Genomic DNA, 16,093 nt, shown 5'->3' with positions numbered 1-16,093 from the left:
TGATGGGCATCTATCGCGGCCTGACCACTTGGCTTTCGCAAGGCGGCGCGATCACGCTGCGCAATCCGGAGGTGCAGGCGGTCTATCGCCCGGTCTATTTCGGCAATCTTTTCGGCATTCCTTACCCCGTACTTGCAATCTTCATCACGGCAGCGATCGCGGCGTTCATTCTGTACCGCACCTCGTTTGGCCGGCATGTGATCGCGGTCGGCTCGAATGAGGACGTCGCGCGCTATTCGGGCATCTCGGTCGCGCGCGTACGCACCATGACTTACCTGATCCAGGGGCTGTGCGTGGCGGGTGCCTGCCTCATCTATATTCCGCGCCTTTCCTCCACCACGGCCACGACAGGCACGATGTGGGAACTGAACGCGATCACAGCGGTCGTGGTCGGCGGCACCGCCTTGCGCGGCGGCGTAGGTCGGATCTGGGGCACCGTGGCCGGCGCCTTCATCCTGGAAATCATCGGCAACATCATGCTGCTTACGAGCTATGTCAGCGAGTATCTGCTCGGCGCGATCCAGGGAGCAATCGTCATTATCGCGATGTTGGTGCAGCGTTCGCTGACGCGAAAATCGTGAAGCAAATCGGGACTGCGGGTCGCCCGGTCGGTTCAAGACAGGCCTGCAATTTTGGGAGAGAGGTTAATGCGTAAAATTCTACTGGGACTGGCGGCCGTTGCGCTCGCCGCGACCATGGGCACAGCCCTGGCGCAGGACAAGAAGACCATCGGCGTCTCGATTCCCGCCGCCGACCATGGCTGGACGGCCGGCGTGGTGTTTCATGCCGAACGTGTCGCCAAGAAGCTGATGGAGGAATATCCGAACCTGAACGTCGTGGTGAAGACGTCGCCCGATCCGGCATCGCAGGCCAACGCCGTACAGGACCTCGAAACGCAGGGCATCGACGCGCTCGTCATCCTGCCGACCGATCCCGATCCGCTGGTCAGCGCGATCAAGGAAGTCAAGGCCAAGGGCAAGTTCGTCGCACTCGTCGACCGTGCGCCCTCCACCAACGACGATTCGGTCCGCGACCTCTACGTTGCCGGCAACAACCCGGCGCTTGGCGAAGTCGCCGGCAAATACATTGCCGCCACCACACCGAACGCGGAAGTCGTCATCGTGCGCGGCATGCCGATCCCGATCGACCAGCAGCGCCAGGATGGTTTTGACAAAGGCATCGCCGGCTCGGGCGTCAAGATCCTCGACCGCCAGTTCGGCAACTGGAACCGCGACGATGCCTTCAAGGTCATGCAGGACTACCTGACCAAATATCCTAAGATCGACGTGGTCTGGGCGCAGGACGACGACATGGTCGTGGGTATTCTCGAAGCCATCGAACAGGCAAAGCGTACCGACATCCAGTATGTCGTCGGCGGCGCCGGCTCGAAGGACATGATCAAGAAGGTCATGGACGGCGACAAGATGGTCCCGGTCGACGTTCTCTATCCGCCGGCAATGGTTGGCACCGCGATGGAACTGACGGCAGCACAGCTGTTCGATCAGGTTCCGGTTCACGGCACCTACATCCTTGACGCCACGTTGGTGACCAAGGACAACGCCGCCAACTACCACTTCCCGGATTCGCCGTTCTGATCGGCGGTTATAGAAAATAGCTGTGCAACGGGGAGGCTTGGCCTCCCCGTTTTCCTTTGGGTCCCAATGTTTGTTTCAATCTACGGGCTCGCCAGGTTGGTCTGGACAACGTTGAAGCAGGACCCCTTCTGGCAAACCCTCTTTCAGTCGGTGCGTTCTGCTCTATCGCTTATGAATTGATTTTCCTGGGCCGCGGGCACCAGTAATGGCCCCGCGTCGTCAAGTGCTACTTGTTTTTTATGTCACAAGATTTCGCGTCTTAATTTTCTACAATCTAACCGAAGAGGACTTCTCTTACGTTTTCTTCATTTGAAGCCTGACGCTGCTCGATCCAATAGAAAACCATTGCCTCATGCACGTCGTGATATTGGCGAATGGTAGATCTAGCTTGCTCGACAATCGCAGGTGAAACCTCCCCTAACTCGAACAATTCCTCAATGGAAGCGATCGTTAGCAAAGCTAACGCACATCTTTCATCGTAATCTAGGTTCGAATCGACCGCAGCTTCCAGCATTTCCTCGACACGATCGGGGTCGGCTAGCTCAATCTCCCAATCCTGCTCTCGGCCAGATGCTGGAAGATTGAGCAACCCATTGATTGCTCGCTGCGCCTGGATTGTCGCACCGTAAAATTCCCGCGTCATTCTACAACTCCGGATAAGCCGTCTTGGCACCTTTACCGCGCGGCACGAGCCTAATTGTGCCTGGCGAAACGAATGAGCCGTCTGGCATGATGACACGTGCCGGAAAGTCCTCCGGGACAGGCAGCGCCGGTCGCATCGGCGGCCAGCCTGACCGAATCGAGATGCTCACGATGCAGGAACTGTCTGGCCTGACCTGTGATCTTAAGATCGGGATGCGGATAACGGGTGTAAACCTCAGCCCCTTGGCCGACGTCCAAAACAATGCGCTGCTTATCCAGAACACGGCACGCACCTATGAGCGGATCGAGGAGATCCTGGCGCGCGTCGATGTGCTGCCAACCCAGGTTACGCTTGAAGCACCAATCGCCGAGGTCACGCTGGAGTTCTTTCCCGTTCGCCCGTTGCTACAGGCACAAGCCGTCATCCAAACTATGCTTTCGCTTGTACTCTCAGCCTGTAGCGCTGTCGCACCACTCCCCCTACGAGGAGCGCTGCGGTGGCGAAGAATACCAGCGCTATCGGGCTCTGAAAGAAGGGGAGGAAGTCCCCACCTGTGGTCATCAGACCGCGGCGAAGATTGATCTCCAAGAGCGGACCCAGGATGAAGCCGACGATCACCGGAGCGAAAGGGAAGCCGCCCTTTAACAAGAGCCATCCGACGACGCCAAAGCCGCCGAAGATCACCACGTCGAAGCCCACGTTGTTGGCCGAAAAAGCGCCAACGGCGCACATTGCGACAATGATCGGGAATAAGTAGTACTTTTTCACCGACAGCAGCCTTACGAATATCCTGATACCGAAGAACTGCACGACTAGCATCATGACATTGGCAATCATGAGGGCCGCGAAAATCGCATAGAGCAGATCGCCATGCGTCTTGAGCAAAAGCGGTCCTGGCGTCAGTCCGTGTAAGGTCAAGGCGCCAAGCAGGAGGGCAGTCACCACATCGCCTGGTATGCCTAGCGTAAGCAGGGGGATCATATCGCCGCCGATAACGGCATTGTTGGCTGTCTCGGAAGCAACAAGGCCATGCATCGACCCCTTGCCAAACTTCTCCTTTTCCTTGGAGGCGTTTTTGGCCGCGGTGTAAGCTACGAGGCTCGCCGCAGTGCCGCCGAGAGCGGGCAGAATGCCGATAAAGATCCCGATCACCGAGGACCGTATTGCGTTCGGCATCTGCTGGATAGTTTCCTTCAGGCTGATGCCGAATCCACGCATGCGAAAATCCAGCGGACGTGCGGCCTCGACGGCAGGATCGCGGCGCGCGGCCTTTACCACTTCGGCTATTGCGAACATGCCGATGAGCACCGCGAGTTGCGGAAAGCCTTCGGAAAGCTGGTAGAACCCGAAGTCGAACCGTGGCGTGTAGTCTATCGGCGCCGAGCCAACCAGGGCCAGCATAAGCCCGATTAAGCCCGCGAGTAGACCTTTGATCAAAGAGTCTCCGGTTAGGCTGCCAAGCAGCATGAGCGCTGCGAATGTGGCGGCAAAATACTCGATCGGCCCGAACTTCATGGCCAATTCGGAAAGCGGAGGTGCGATGAACAGCATTGCGAACATGCTGATCAGACCGCCAATGAAAGAGAATACGACTGAGGCGCCGAGAGCCCGACCGGCCTCTCCGTTTCTGGCCATGGGGTAGCCATCAAAAGTCGTCGCTACCGCCGACGGCTTGCCGGGAATGTTGAGAAGTATGGCGGCGATGAAGCCGCCCGACGACGCACCGATATAGAGGCCCATCATCAACGCGATGGCAACCACAGGTTCCATGCCGAAGGTGATCGGCAAGAAAAGCGCGATAGCGGTCGCCGCCGAGAGGCCAGGAATGACCCCGAAAATGATTCCAACAACGACACCGAATAAATTGAACGCAAGCGCCTGGACGCTAAGTACCGAGGCAAAACCGGACCAGATTACGTCAGACATGGTTCACCCCAACAATCCAGTCGGCAAAAACACGTAGAACAGTTTCAGGAAGACGTAATAGGAGACTGCCGAGACGACGCCCGCCACGAGCGCGAAACGTATGTATCGACGCTCACCTGAGCGTGACATGACGACGAACTGTAGAAACAGGAAAATGGTAGTCGACAACACGAAGCCAAGGGGCTCGAATGCGATCGTGTAGGCGAGGATCAGTAAGAGGCTGATCCAGTCGGCATAGCGCTCAATTAGGTCGCCCTGCCGCACCGGCCCACGGTCGACGTCTGGCATCTGGCACTGTGGGCTTAGGCCCATGTTACGCTGCACAGCCTGTGCTAGGAGCAGCAAGCTAAGCAGAAAGGTCAAAGCCGCCACCAGTTTCGGCATGAAGTCGGGACCGATGTCCATCCGCGTCTTTGCCTCCAGTTGATCGGAGGCAAAGAACACAACGATAGACACGACGATCAGCACGAGCGCCGAGATAATGTCATTCCATTTCATTGGATTGCCCATGCTGATAGGATTTCTCTGCGGTTCAGAACTTGTCGGCAGCGATGAGATCCTTCATCGCCATGAACTCCGGCTCTCGTTCGCGAAGATAAGTCTTGGCCGCAGCACTGTCGCGATAGTTGACGGTAAAGTAGGACTTCTCGAACTCCTTCTTCACCTCCGGGTCTTCGACCGTCTTCTTCACTGCGTCGCTCAGCACGGCGATCACCTCCTGCGGCGTCCCCTTGGGAGCGAGCAGAACGTAAAACATGTTGAAATCCGGACCGAGCTTTACACCGCCTTCGGCAAAAGTGGGTACATCGGGGATGAATGGGCTGCGTTCGCGGCCGAGATTGCCGAGAACCACCATCTCACCGGTGGTGATGTAATCCTTCACCAGCGAATAGTTGGTCGTCAGCACGTCAACCTGACCTGAGAGCACCGCGACGATCTTGTCCGAACCCGAGCCCGTATCGATCTTCTTGAGATCCCCGGCTATCGCCTCTTCATAAGCGATTGCCTGCAGGTGCGAAGGAGCCCCTACGGTCGCGGCGTATTTCACGGTATCGGGTGCCGCAAGGACAGCCTTGCTGAGTTCCGGCAGCGTCTTGAATGGCGCATCTTTGCGTGTCACCCACAGCAGTGTGTCAGAATAACTCGGGATACCTATGACCTCGAAATCGTCAAGGCCGAGCTGCAGTGTCCCGACTGCCCGGCCCGTGAACAAGACAGTGTTCAGCATCAAGATCGTGTGACCGTCAGCTGGCGATGCGGCGACCTTCTGCGCAGCCATGTTTCCGCCGCCGCCATCGGTATTCACGACGACCAACGGCTGGCTCAAGTGTTTGCCGATGTGCTTGGCAAGCAGTCTCGAATTGAGGTCGGTATCGCCACCAGGTTTAGCTGGTACGACAAGCTGGATTGGCTTGCTCGGGAAGCTCGATTGGGCACTTGCAGCCGATGCCGCGAGAAACCCTGCCAGAATGACGAGCCCGCTACCGAGTGTCTTCAAAATGTTCATGTCCTCATTCCTCCCCTGTTATGCTGACCAGTTGCGTGTCTGGCGCGCAGCTATTGCCCACCCCATGTTCCGAGTTTCAGCTTCCCCAGATCACGCGGCGAGAGCCGCTTGGCCGATTCCACTATGAGGCTCAGGTCCGAAGCGGCGTTAATCCAACCGTAGCCATTCTCAATGGCTCTCACAGCCTCGTCGTGGTTCTTGGGCAGTGCCGACGCAAGTTTGCCGGACGCAAAGATCTTGCCCTCTAGAGTGCTGATGATCTCAACGATCTTCGGATCAGTAGTCTTTCCCGGCATGCCATACGAATTGGCGATATCCGACGGCCCGACGGCAACACCGTCTACACCCTCGACGGCGAGGATACCGTCAATGTTCTCCACACCGGTGCGCGACTCGCACATGCAGATCACGAGCGTTTCGTCGTTGGCACGGGCTGCATACTCGTCGGTCGGCGCGCCCATGCCGAATGTCGCCGCTCGGCTCAACGGCATCATGCCCCGTCTACCGAAGGGCGGATATTTCACAGCGCTGACAATGCTCCGTGCTTGTTCGGCCGTGTCTACATGTGCGGCGAGAATACCGACCATTCCCATGTCGAGGTATCGTCCGATCTGGCGAGGATTGTGATCGGTCGGACGGATCATGCACGCCACGCCATGCGCCGCGCAGGCGCGCGCAATGTTGGCGATGGTCTCATCATTGAAAGGCATGTGTTCGTTGTCGATGACGATCACATCAAAACCCAACACCGCCAGAAGCTCCGCGATCCCAGGATCCGGAAACCGCATCATCGCCGAGATGATGGGCTGTTGCTGACGGATCTTGGTCCTCAGGGAAACATTCTGTCCGGCTGTCATGATATTCTCCAGGTGCCTGTAAGTTGTTCTCTAGCTAAGCGGCCGCTCGTTACCGTCTTGGTTGGCTCGCAAGCGCCTGCCGTCGAAAGCCATCTCGTCTCACGAAAATGCGATCTGTACCTTCAACGTTCGGGTTCGTTCCGATGCCAGCTCAAAGGCTTTGACGGCCTTGCCGAGCTCCAATGTGTGTGTGATGAGCGGCCTAACGTCGACGAGCCGCTTGCGCATCAGTTCGACACCAACCGCGAACTCGTCGTGGAAGCGGAACGAGCCGCGAAGCTCGATTTCCTTGGAGACGATCGCCATCATCGGCAGCGTCGTGTCACCGCCGAGACCAAGCTGCACAACAATCCCGCGTGGACGCAGGGCCGCTATCCCACTTGCCAAGGCGGCAGAAGCGCCGGAACATTCGTAGAGTATGTCGAAAGTACCTTTGTTGAGGCCGTAGGACACCAGGCCATCTGGTTCGTCCTGAATGTTGATTGCCGTGTCAGCGCCGCAGGACCGCGCCATCGATAGTGAGCTCTCAAAGAGATCAGTCGCCACGATCTCGGCTGCGCCTGCCCTCCGTGCCGCAATGATCGCCAGCACGCCAATGGGCCCACACCCTGTCACAAGCACTCGCTTGCCGATTAAGTCCCCCGCCCTGCTCGTGGCGTGCAATACGACCGCGAGTGGCTCGGCCATCGCGGCCTCGGTGGCGGTTAGCCCGTCAGCAGGAACGCATTGGGTCGAATCCGCGACCAACCGCTCGCAAAATGCACCCTGGACATGCGGAAACGGCATTGCGCTGCCATAAAATCGCATATTGAGGCACTGGTTGTGCTGGCCTTTCTGGCAGTAACGGCATGAGCGGCAAGGCCGCGATGGGGACACGGCAACGAGTTGACCGACCTCCAGGCCTTCGACGTTCGGACCTAGTGCTTCCACATAAGCCGAAACTTCATGGCCAAGCACCATCGGCTGCCTCAATCTGACAGAACCGAAGCCACCATGATTGTAGTAGTGGAGGTCACTGCCGCAGATTCCCCCGACAGCGAGCCGAAGCTTCACTTCGCCTTGACCGGGTTGCTCGTCCGGCCGTTCCTCGATCCGCAAATCCCGCGGCGCATGGGCAACGATCGCTTTCATCAGCATGCCTCACATGACAGCTGTCGGCAGCGGCATGCCGGCAAAATGGGCTTGGAGATTGTCGCGCAGGAGTTGCCCCATCGCCTTGCGCGTCTCGATCGTGCCTGACGCGTGGTGTGGTTGGAGTAGGACATTGCTCAAGGCCAGGAAGCGGGGATTAAGCTTCGGCTCCCCCTCGAATACATCCAGCGCTGCCGAACCAAGCGCCCCACTTTCCAGCGCATCAAGTAGCGCCTCCTCGTCAATATTTGACGCACGTGAGATGTTGATCAGCATTCCGTCAGGCCCGAGCGCTCTGATGACCTCACGGCCGACAATGTGTCTCGTCGTGGGTGTGGCTGCGAGCGTCACGAAGAGGAAATCGGACCTGTCTGCAAGCGCCACCGGGTCAGCGACGAACTCCATGCCCTCGGCGTACTTCTTCGGCGTGGAGCCGCTATAGGCGATGTCCATGCCGAAGCCTTCAAGTCGCTTTGCTACCTCAAAGCCAATACGTCCCAGCCCCAGAATGCCGGCGCGCCGACCCCAGACACGGCGCTTCAGGGGGTAGAGCCCCTGCGACGTCCAACTTCCGTCGCGCACCCATCCCTCAGCCCCAATCACGCCCCGCGATTGGCAGAGCATCATGGCGACGCCGAGGTCTGCGACGTCCTTAGTCAGCACGTCTGGTGTGTTCGTCACACGGATGCCACGCGCCCGACAGAAGTCGACATCGACCGCGTCATATCCGACTCCGTAAACCGAGACGATCTCCAGGTTTGGACAGCACTCCATCAGCGCGCGGCTAGCGCCAAGTTCTCCTCGAGTCGCGATCGCCCGGATGGATGGTCCCACCTGCGTGAGGAAGACATCCTTGTCCCCGGCCTCGAAATATCGATGCGCAACGAACGCTGCGTTCAAGGGACCTTCGTCCCATTCCGGATAGGGGCCAATCTGAAGAAGGTGCGGACGCGGCATGGAGTGTCCCGATCACTTGACAAGAATGTTATCGATAACATAGACAGGTCTCTGTCACGTTGTCGAGAGAGAAAAACTGATGGGTCTCCCACTGTTCGACCTCACTGGCCGTCGCGCCCTTATCACCGGCTCGTCTCAAGGGATCGGCTTCGCACTTGCCTGTGGGCTGAGGGATGCGGGTGCTGAAGTCGTGCTGAATGGGCGCGACGCCGTTAAGCTTGCCGCCGCCGCCGCGGAACTGGGTGGCCTAGCGTCGCTTGCCTTTGACGTCACCGACCACATAGCGACCCGCGAGGCGATCGACTCGATCGAGGCGGGCATCGGCCCCATCGACATTCTCGTGAGCAATGCCGGCATGCAATACCGCGCCCCACTGGCCGAGTTTCCAGCCGATGCCTTCGAGCAGCTTTTACGGACAAATGTTTCGTCGGTGTTCAATGCAGGACAGGCCGTGGCTCGCCATATGATCGCCCGTGGTGCGGGCAAAATCATCAATATCGCCAGCGTCCAAACTGCTCTCGCGCGGCCTGGCATTGCGCCGTATACCGCTACAAAGGGTGCGGTCGGAAATCTAACCAAGGGCATGGCAACGGACTGGGCGAGACTAGGCCTTCAGTGTAACGCCATTGCACCCGGTTACTTCGACACGCCACTCAACGCCGCTTTGGTCAGCGACCCGGCCTTCTCTGCTTGGCTCGAGCAGCGTACACCCGCCGGTCGTTGGGGCAAAGTGGAAGAGCTGGTGGGGGCATGCGTCTTTCTCGCATCGGATGCTTCCTCCTTCATCAACGGGCACGTTCTTTACGTCGATGGAGGCATCACTGCATCGCTCTGATCTGCCCCGAGGCATCGTTTTTATGGGTGTCGCGGGCTGTGGCAAAACCTCGATAGGAGAGGCTTTCGCGCGCCTAACCGGTTCGACTTATGTCGACGGGGACGCGCTGCACCCGACCTGCAATATCGCCAAGATGAGCCGCGGGGAAGCTCTTTGCGACGCGGATAGGTGGCTGTGGCTTGCTGCCGTGGGCCAAGTACTTGCCACTCGCCAGGGCGTGACGGTTGTCGGATGCTCAGCGCTCAAGCGTGCATACCGCGACCGAATTCGCAAAGAGGTTGGAGCGCCGGTTACCTTTGTGTACCTGGCCGGCACACGCGAGCTGATCGCTGCTCGCATGGCTGCACGTTCAGGTCATTTCATGCCGCTAAAATTGCTCGACAGTCAGTTCGCCATACTTGAGATACCTGGGCCAGACGAACACGCCGTCATGGTCGACGTCGACCGACCGCTAGGCGAAGTTGTTGCGGCGATCGTGATGGCGTTAAAGGAGAAAATGGCATGAGCAACAAGGTGGCTCTTATCGGCGCCGGAGCAATGGGCAATGCGATTGGAACGCGGCTGCTCGAAACCGGCAACCACCTGATTGTCTTCGATCTTGACCCTTCCAGGGTGGAAGCACTGACCCGACTGAGCGCTGTTGCGGCCACCAGCAGTGGCGCCGCCGCTGCGGCTTCTGACTATGTCATCCTCAGTCTCAACTCGGCGCAAATCGTGCGCGCCAGCGTGTTCGGCAAAGACGGCATCGCTGCCGGTGCGCGGTCGGGCACAATGATCATCGATATGTCCTCGATCGACCCAGGAGCGACAAAGGATCTGGCGTCGGAAGCGGCCAGCGCCGGTCTCCGTTGGGTTGACAGCCCGCTGTCCGGCGGTGCTCCAAAGGCGCTCACCGGAGAGCTGATCCTAATGCTTGGTGGCACGGAATCGGACGTTGACGATGCGCGCGGAGTACTCCGTCATCTCGCTCGCACCGCCACTCATATGGGACCCGTGGGAGCAGGCCAAACCACAAAGTTGATTAACCAGGTTTTATGCGGACTGAACTTCCTTGCGGTAGCGGAGGCGACGCAACTGGCACTGGATGCTGGCATAGATGCCGCCAAGCTCCCCCAAGCCCTGAAAGGTGGACGCGCCGACAGCGCAATCCTCCAGGAATACATGCCACGCTATATCGCGCGCGACTACCGCCGAACCGGCCGGATCGACAACATGGTGAAGGACCTCGACGCCGCGCAAGACCTGGCCCGCAAAACCAATACCGCCATGCCGTTGACAGCGATCTGCGCCGAGGTTCACCGCCTGCTCACCGCGGCCGGCCTAGGCGGTGAGGACCAGGCGGCTCTGATGGAATTTTTCAGGGGAATAAAGGGACCGATATCCACATGATCACCCGCTATGCAATATTCGAGGGTTGCGTCAAGGCAGGCCAGGAACAGGAATTCCGCACAGCCGTACTAGAGACCGTGCTGCCGAAGTGGAAGCAATTCCCTGGCGCTCTCGACGTGCGGGTCTCGTTCGCCGAAAAGCGCGACGAAGGTGCACCTGAGTACCCGATGATCCTGGCGATAAACTATCCCGACCTGGCTGCCGTTGATGCCGCGTTGGCTAGCCCTGTTCGGGCTGAGTCGCGCGCCGCCACCGAAGCCGTGCTATCGCGCTATTTCGAAGGGCGTGTCCATCACCATGTCACACTGGCCAACGAGTTCGTGCTGTAATGCCGGGATGGGTCGGATGAGCAAGCCGTTGACGGTATTGCATTACAAGTCTGCACTCGATCTAGTGTCCTGATATCTATAACGGCATCGACCGGAAATTTGACTGCGCTGATGAAGCCAAACCGCAAGCCACCGACAATGGCCGACATCGCGCGTATCACCGGCGTCTCGCCGATGACGGTCTCCCGCGCGTTCAAGGGTGACAGTCTCATCCGCAGAGAAACCCGCGAGGCCATACTCAAGACGGCGGAGGATATGGGGTACGTCTTTGACTCGACTGCCTCCAATCTCCGTTCGCAGCGCACCGGTTTTGTCGCCGTCACTATACCGTCGATCAACAACGCTAACTTCGCCGACACGGTGGCCGGCCTGTCCGAAGTACTTGCCGGCGCCGGTATGCAGATTCTGCTCGGCTATACCAACTACGACGTAGAGAATGAGGAGCGACTGATCGAGCAACTCTTGCGCCGCAAGCCGCAAGCGATCGTCGTCACCGGGGGCAAGCATACGCCGCGCGCGCGCAGGCTGCTGGAGAATGCCCAGATACCAGTTATCGAGACTTGGGACGTGCCCGCCGACCCCATCGGACACTACGTAGGTTTCTCGAATGCCGATGCTGTGCGGGGGATGGTCGATCACTTCGTACGAATAGGGTATCAACGCATCGCATTTCTTGGCGGCGATACCAGTCGCGATACCCGTGGCAGTGACCGCCGTCGAGGTTTCATATCGGCAATGAAGAAGCACGGGCTAGATCCCACGCGGCTCATTGCAGCCGGGACGCCGCCAATTTCCATGCGTGAAGGTGCGATTGCAATGGCCCGGCTTTTATCTGACTTTCCTGACACCGAGGCTGTAATCTGCGTATCTGACCTATCCGCCTTCGGCGCGCTGACCGAGTGTCAACGACAGGGTTTCTCCGTCCCGGGACGCATTGCGGTCGGCGGATTCGGAAACTACGAGATCGCCGACATATGCGTTCCCACACTCACGACAATTGATGCCCGCGCCAGGGAGATAGGCAGCCGTGCAGGTTCACTAATTCTTGGCATCTTAGACGGCGGAGCACAGCTAGATCATGTTCTGATAGGACCAGAATTGATCTTGCGACAAAGCAGCGGTTGATGCTGCCAGGGCAACGTCCTCCGACTGTCGTGTCTAGAATAAGGAATGAATATTTCTCTTGCGCCGCACAGTTCGAATCCGATTTGGGTCGCCAAAGGGGGGGCGGGATGGGGGCCGATTCCGGACTGTCTGCTTCTAGTCGAGATACTTCACCGATACAAAAATCTTCGGGGCCTGGATCAACGTATTAAAACTGCTCAAGGCCGATGGACCTCAAGCCGACAACGAAGGCGCCTGAGCACTTCCGGCACTCACAGTGCCGCTACCAGCCATCGCATGTACCAAGAGTGTCGGACAGGTAATATTCGATATGCTCAGGCCATAAGCAGAGTGATTGCTTCGCACGGGCGCGTCTGGCCGCAGCAAAATTGATGGAGATCAAAGCAGTGAGGCAGTGAGGGGATAGGCTTGCCCATCCAGCCCGAGCGGAAGCACGATCCGATCGTGGCGTATTGATGGAGCTTAGTCATGGCACACGACCTCAAGATTGCTCTTGCCACGCGTACCGGATTTCGTTTCGAAGTGCGTCGCGCGCGCATCGAGGATGAAGCAATTCTCGCGGAATTCTTCACGCATGTAAGCCCGCAGGATATGCGTTTTCGCTTCCTTGCAGGCGTAAAGTCTGTTTCTCACGAGCGGCTTTTGGCAATGACGCGCTCGGACGACAGCCGGGTTCATAACTTTTTGGCCCTTTCGACGAACGGCGTCCTGATTGCCGTTGCGATGCTGGCCATCGACGCGTCAGGTCGCGAGGGGGAAGTCGCGCTTTGCATCCGGGACGACCACAAGCAACTCGGTGTCAGTTGGGAGCTTCTGGGATACGTAGCCAAGTATGCGCAACAGCTTGGCCTCGAGGCGATCATATCGATCGAATCTCGCGAAAACCACGCAGCGATCGATCTTGAGCAGGATATGGGTTTCACCATCACTAGCTACCCTGACGATCCAACGCTCGTATTGGTCAGGCGACAGCTTCAAGTCGAACACAAGACCGGCTCCAAGCAACCAGGGCGGTAAGCCGCCTTTGATATGACTTGAGGAGGACTGACAACGTCCATTCCTCCGAGATTCTCATGCTGCAATTCACTAGGCCCTACCCCAAAAATTCGCACAGGTCGGCCCTCTTAAGCGGTGGGCATTTCGCCTGGAGCCACAGATGGGCATTGTCCGGGCTTCTGCTTCTTGCCTTCGCGGTGAGCTTAGCCGTGGCACGCTGGCTGATTGGGCCGGCAGTGGTCGTCTATCCGGTGCTCCGTGGCGATCTTTCAAGACGGTGGTTGCCAGTGCCAACGTGGAAACGCCCTACCGCGTCGATATATCGAGCCAGATCACCGGCACAGTGGCGGATGTACTGGTCGACGAAGGTCAGAAGGTCGAACAGGGACAGCCGCTCGTCGCGCTTGAGCAAGATGAGTTCAAGTCCGCCGTTGTCGAGGCACAAGGCGCGGTCGCTCAGGCCAAGCCCGCATACGGCAGTTGCACGAACTCACCTTGCCGACAGCTCAGGAGGCCTTGAAACAGGCACAGGCAACACTCGCCGATGCCCAAGCTGAGTATCAAAGAGCTGCCCAGCTTTCCAAAGTCGGTTTTGGCACCCAGCAGGCACTGGACGCTGCCACTAAGAATCTCGACATCGCACGCACCCAGGTCCGCATTGCACCGTTGGCGGTTTATACCTCGCAGCCAGGCGGGAGCGACTATGTCATGGCATCAACACAGCTCAATCAAGCGCAGGCCAACCTCTCTACCGCGCAGGCTCGCCTGGGTTACGCGCCCGCATCTCCGCCGCAGCGAGCAGCTTTGCTACACCCCAAAAGCAGACTTCGGCGGCGAACCAAAAGCAGGCGATCTCGATGTGAGTGCGACTGCGGGTTTCGGGCGCAGCCAACGGGATACGGCCACTGAGAAGTTTCGGCGGCTTTGTGCTTGGGCATTCTTGGAACGCCGACGCATTTGGACAGCTCTAGGCGGCCTCGCCAAGCTGTGCGAGGTGCCCCATGAGATCGGTACCTTCGCCCCCAGCGTTGATCGTGTCGAAATATTCATGCCAGCCCGTTTGCGCGATGCCGCCGACGAGCGCTTCGAGCGCGGCATCGTCGGGGCAACGCCACACGGCAAAGAAGGTCTGGGCGGCCGAATGGAGCTTGGAGGCATCGACCTTGCCCATGGTGACGGGTTCGATGCCGAGGTCCATCAAGGCGGGCATCCCCGCGCCGACGCTGGCAAAGAACTGCTGGCGCTGTTCGTCCGAGAGCGCCAACCATGTCGATTTCGCGGTGTAGAGTTCGGTTAAATAGTGGGCCATTATCCTACTTTCCTGTCAGTTCGGCTTGATGGAGCGAAGCGCGCGGCGGCATATGCGTGTCGTCGCTGGCGATGGATTTTCAGCGGACCAGCGGGCGCATAGAGCCTCAACCCAATCAGGTTGGTCCTTGCCAGCGTCGTTCAACCAATTGGCGACGGAATCCTGCACATAGCCGGAGGGATCAGCGCGCAGCGGTTCGAGGACGGCGAGCGCCAGTTCCGGCTGCTTCTTCATCACCGCGATATGCGCGCACCAGACACCGCGAGGCCGGATTGCCTCGGAAGCAAAGCGGCGCACCCGCTCGGACGGGTCCGCCGTCCAATCGGCGAGCAAGCTGATAGCCGTCTCCAGCTCGGCGGCAAGGTGTGGGCGAACCGCCATCCAGCACCATTCTCGCACCCCGAAATGCGGATCGTCGGCGTAGGGGCGGATCGCGGCCAGTCGGTCGGCAAGCGACCTGTCCCCGGCACTGCCGATCATGAAACAGGCCCAACCGCGCGCTGTGTCCGAAGGATGATTTGCGATCTTGTCAAAAGCTGCCGGACCAAGCTCCCGCTGGATCAAGCCGGCAGCCAACGCCATGCGCCGCAGAATGCCGGTCGATGTCTCCGCTCTCATATCGGCCAGGGCGTGGTCGCCGATCTCCGGCAGGATATTGCCCATGAGCGCGGCGAAATCGACCGCGAGGCATTCGGTCAGTGTCGTGGTTTCCGCGCCGGCATCGAGTTGTGTGAGACGGTCGGCCGGAATGTCCTTGACGCCGCGCGCCTTTGGCTTGGCCGTGCTCATGCGCGCACCTCCTGGCCGTCTTGCAGACCGACGCGAGCATCAAGGTTTTTCCAGATGCGTTGCAGTAGGCCATTGAGCGTCTTGCGATCCTCGGCGGTAAAGCCAGCGAAGAGCGTCGCGATCCACTTCGCATGTTCGCTGAACAGGTCGCGCGCCGTCTGTTGCCCAAGATCGGTCAGTACGACAGCAATCTTGCGCCGGTCCTCGAGCCCGGAACGGCGAGCAATGAAGCCATCGCGCTCAAGGCCATCGAGAAGGCCGGTGATCGTCGCCCGCGTTACGCCAGCCCGTTCAGCCAACTCATGCGGCGACAAGCCGTGGGGCTGGTCGTGCAGAAGAAACAGCAGGACGAACTTGCCTTCCGACAGACGGTACGGTGCAAGCCGCGCTGCGCAATCCCTATCGATAGCACCTGCCAGCGCCAGCAATTCGAAGCAGGCGCGTAGGCTATCAGGCGGGGCGGCCGCACGCCGTTCCGCTTCCTCCAGCATTGCCAGATGTTTTTGTTCCAAGAATCTCATATGGCGACGTATAGTTTTGTACCTAACGTTAATCAATCGGCGGGACGCACCTTGCGACCTAGAGCCCCAATCTCTCTGTCGTCTCAATTGCAATGATCCGCCCTGAATGATGGGGCTGAGGTCGCAGCCGATCAGCCGCCACGAAACGGAACTCGTGGCTCAGGGACGTCATCGGGATTCGGCC

Annotated in this window: 18 protein-coding genes and 1 pseudogene; 9 read left to right on the top strand and 10 right to left on the bottom strand. The window is 58.9% G+C overall.

Going from position 1 to position 16,093, the window contains the following annotated elements; genetic code table 11:
* Both B015_RS0129500 and B015_RS0129495 read left to right on the top strand, forming a co-directional pair.
* On the top strand, positions 1 to 581 hold a 581-nt coding region (locus tag B015_RS0129500), incomplete at its 5' end, for an ABC transporter permease (protein WP_018431376.1).
* Positions 582 to 647: 66 nt separating this feature from the next.
* The gene (locus B015_RS0129495; RefSeq protein WP_018431375.1) at positions 648 to 1,595 is read left to right on the top strand and encodes a substrate-binding domain-containing protein; all 948 of its coding nucleotides are present in this window, start codon (positions 648 to 650) and stop codon (positions 1,593 to 1,595) included.
* Between the two features lie 274 nt (positions 1,596 to 1,869).
* Here the strand turns inward: B015_RS0129495 and B015_RS0129490 are convergent, their stop codons facing one another.
* The 7 genes from B015_RS0129490 to B015_RS0129460 form a co-directional block, all read right to left on the bottom strand.
* Positions 1,870 to 2,238 carry a hypothetical protein gene (locus B015_RS0129490; protein WP_018431374.1) on the bottom strand — a complete coding sequence of 123 codons (369 nt, stop codon included), beginning with the start codon at positions 2,236 to 2,238 and terminating at the stop codon, positions 1,870 to 1,872.
* A 429-nt stretch (positions 2,239 to 2,667) separates the two neighbouring features.
* Positions 2,668 to 4,164: a tripartite tricarboxylate transporter permease gene (locus tag B015_RS0129485; RefSeq protein ID WP_018431373.1), complete on the bottom strand. Its 1,497-nt coding sequence runs from the start codon at positions 4,162 to 4,164 to the stop codon at positions 2,668 to 2,670.
* 3 nt (positions 4,165 to 4,167) lie between these two features.
* Positions 4,168 to 4,662, bottom strand: a complete 495-nt coding sequence (locus tag B015_RS32365) for a tripartite tricarboxylate transporter TctB family protein (protein WP_018431372.1) — start codon at positions 4,660 to 4,662, stop codon at positions 4,168 to 4,170.
* 34 nt (positions 4,663 to 4,696) lie between these two features.
* Positions 4,697 to 5,671 carry a tripartite tricarboxylate transporter substrate binding protein gene (locus tag B015_RS31955; RefSeq protein WP_018431371.1) on the bottom strand — a complete coding sequence of 325 codons (975 nt, stop codon included), beginning with the start codon at positions 5,669 to 5,671 and terminating at the stop codon, positions 4,697 to 4,699.
* A gap of 50 nt (positions 5,672 to 5,721) precedes the next feature.
* The gene (locus B015_RS32360) at positions 5,722 to 6,528 is read right to left on the bottom strand and encodes an aldolase/citrate lyase family protein (RefSeq protein ID WP_018431370.1); all 807 of its coding nucleotides are present in this window, start codon (positions 6,526 to 6,528) and stop codon (positions 5,722 to 5,724) included.
* Between the two features lie 99 nt (positions 6,529 to 6,627).
* Positions 6,628 to 7,659: an L-idonate 5-dehydrogenase gene (locus tag B015_RS0129465; RefSeq protein WP_026227896.1), complete on the bottom strand. Its 1,032-nt coding sequence runs from the start codon at positions 7,657 to 7,659 to the stop codon at positions 6,628 to 6,630.
* A 9-nt stretch (positions 7,660 to 7,668) separates the two neighbouring features.
* A complete protein-coding gene (locus B015_RS0129460; protein WP_018431368.1) occupies positions 7,669 to 8,616 on the bottom strand; it encodes a 2-hydroxyacid dehydrogenase in 948 nt (315 codons plus the stop codon).
* Between the two features lie 79 nt (positions 8,617 to 8,695).
* Here B015_RS0129460 and B015_RS0129455 point away from each other — a divergent pair, with 79 nt between their 5' ends.
* The 7 genes and pseudogenes from B015_RS0129455 to B015_RS32950 form a co-directional block, all read left to right on the top strand.
* A complete protein-coding gene (locus B015_RS0129455; protein WP_018431367.1) occupies positions 8,696 to 9,451 on the top strand; it encodes an SDR family oxidoreductase in 756 nt (251 codons plus the stop codon).
* 22 nt (positions 9,452 to 9,473) lie between these two features.
* Complete coding sequence (locus B015_RS0129450) at positions 9,474 to 9,956, top strand: gluconokinase (RefSeq protein ID WP_018431366.1); 483 nt, start codon at positions 9,474 to 9,476, stop codon at positions 9,954 to 9,956.
* Positions 9,953 to 10,840, top strand: coding sequence for an NAD(P)-dependent oxidoreductase (locus B015_RS0129445; RefSeq protein ID WP_018431365.1), 888 nt, complete (start codon positions 9,953 to 9,955; stop codon positions 10,838 to 10,840). Before B015_RS0129450 ends, B015_RS0129445 begins: the two co-directional genes overlap by 4 nt.
* A complete protein-coding gene (locus B015_RS0129440) occupies positions 10,837 to 11,169 on the top strand; it encodes a hypothetical protein (RefSeq protein ID WP_018431364.1) in 333 nt (110 codons plus the stop codon). Before B015_RS0129445 ends, B015_RS0129440 begins: the two co-directional genes overlap by 4 nt.
* Positions 11,170 to 11,307: 138 nt before the next feature.
* Positions 11,308 to 12,294, top strand: a complete 987-nt coding sequence (locus tag B015_RS0129435) for a substrate-binding domain-containing protein (protein WP_245262441.1) — start codon at positions 11,308 to 11,310, stop codon at positions 12,292 to 12,294.
* A 468-nt stretch (positions 12,295 to 12,762) separates the two neighbouring features.
* Positions 12,763 to 13,311, top strand: a complete 549-nt coding sequence (locus B015_RS0129430; RefSeq protein ID WP_026227894.1) for a GNAT family N-acetyltransferase — start codon at positions 12,763 to 12,765, stop codon at positions 13,309 to 13,311.
* Between the two features lie 56 nt (positions 13,312 to 13,367).
* Positions 13,368 to 14,067: pseudogene (locus B015_RS32950) on the top strand (biotin/lipoyl-binding protein); the annotation flags it as partial.
* 190 nt (positions 14,068 to 14,257) lie between these two features.
* On the opposite strand, the gene B015_RS0129420 reads toward B015_RS32950, so the two are convergent.
* From B015_RS0129420 to B015_RS0129410, 3 genes are read right to left on the bottom strand one after another with little or no spacing between them, the layout of a single operon-like run.
* Entirely contained in the window at positions 14,258 to 14,599 is a 342-nt protein-coding gene (locus tag B015_RS0129420) for a DUF6616 family protein (protein WP_026227892.1), read from the bottom strand.
* Positions 14,600 to 14,614: 15 nt separating this feature from the next.
* Positions 14,615 to 15,388, bottom strand: coding sequence for a HEAT repeat domain-containing protein (locus B015_RS0129415; protein ID WP_018431359.1), 774 nt, complete (start codon positions 15,386 to 15,388; stop codon positions 14,615 to 14,617).
* A complete protein-coding gene (locus B015_RS0129410) occupies positions 15,385 to 15,909 on the bottom strand; it encodes a MarR family transcriptional regulator (RefSeq protein WP_026227891.1) in 525 nt (174 codons plus the stop codon). The genes B015_RS0129415 and B015_RS0129410 overlap by 4 nt, the downstream gene beginning before the upstream one ends.
* Between the last annotated feature and the right edge of the window lie 184 nt (positions 15,910 to 16,093).

The sequence above is a fragment of the Hoeflea sp. 108 genome (assembly GCF_000372965.1).
Lineage (GTDB): Bacteria > Pseudomonadota > Alphaproteobacteria > Rhizobiales > Rhizobiaceae > Aminobacter.
The sequence above is the reverse complement of the archived record's forward strand: the minus strand, read 5'-3'. Positions and strand labels throughout refer to the sequence as shown.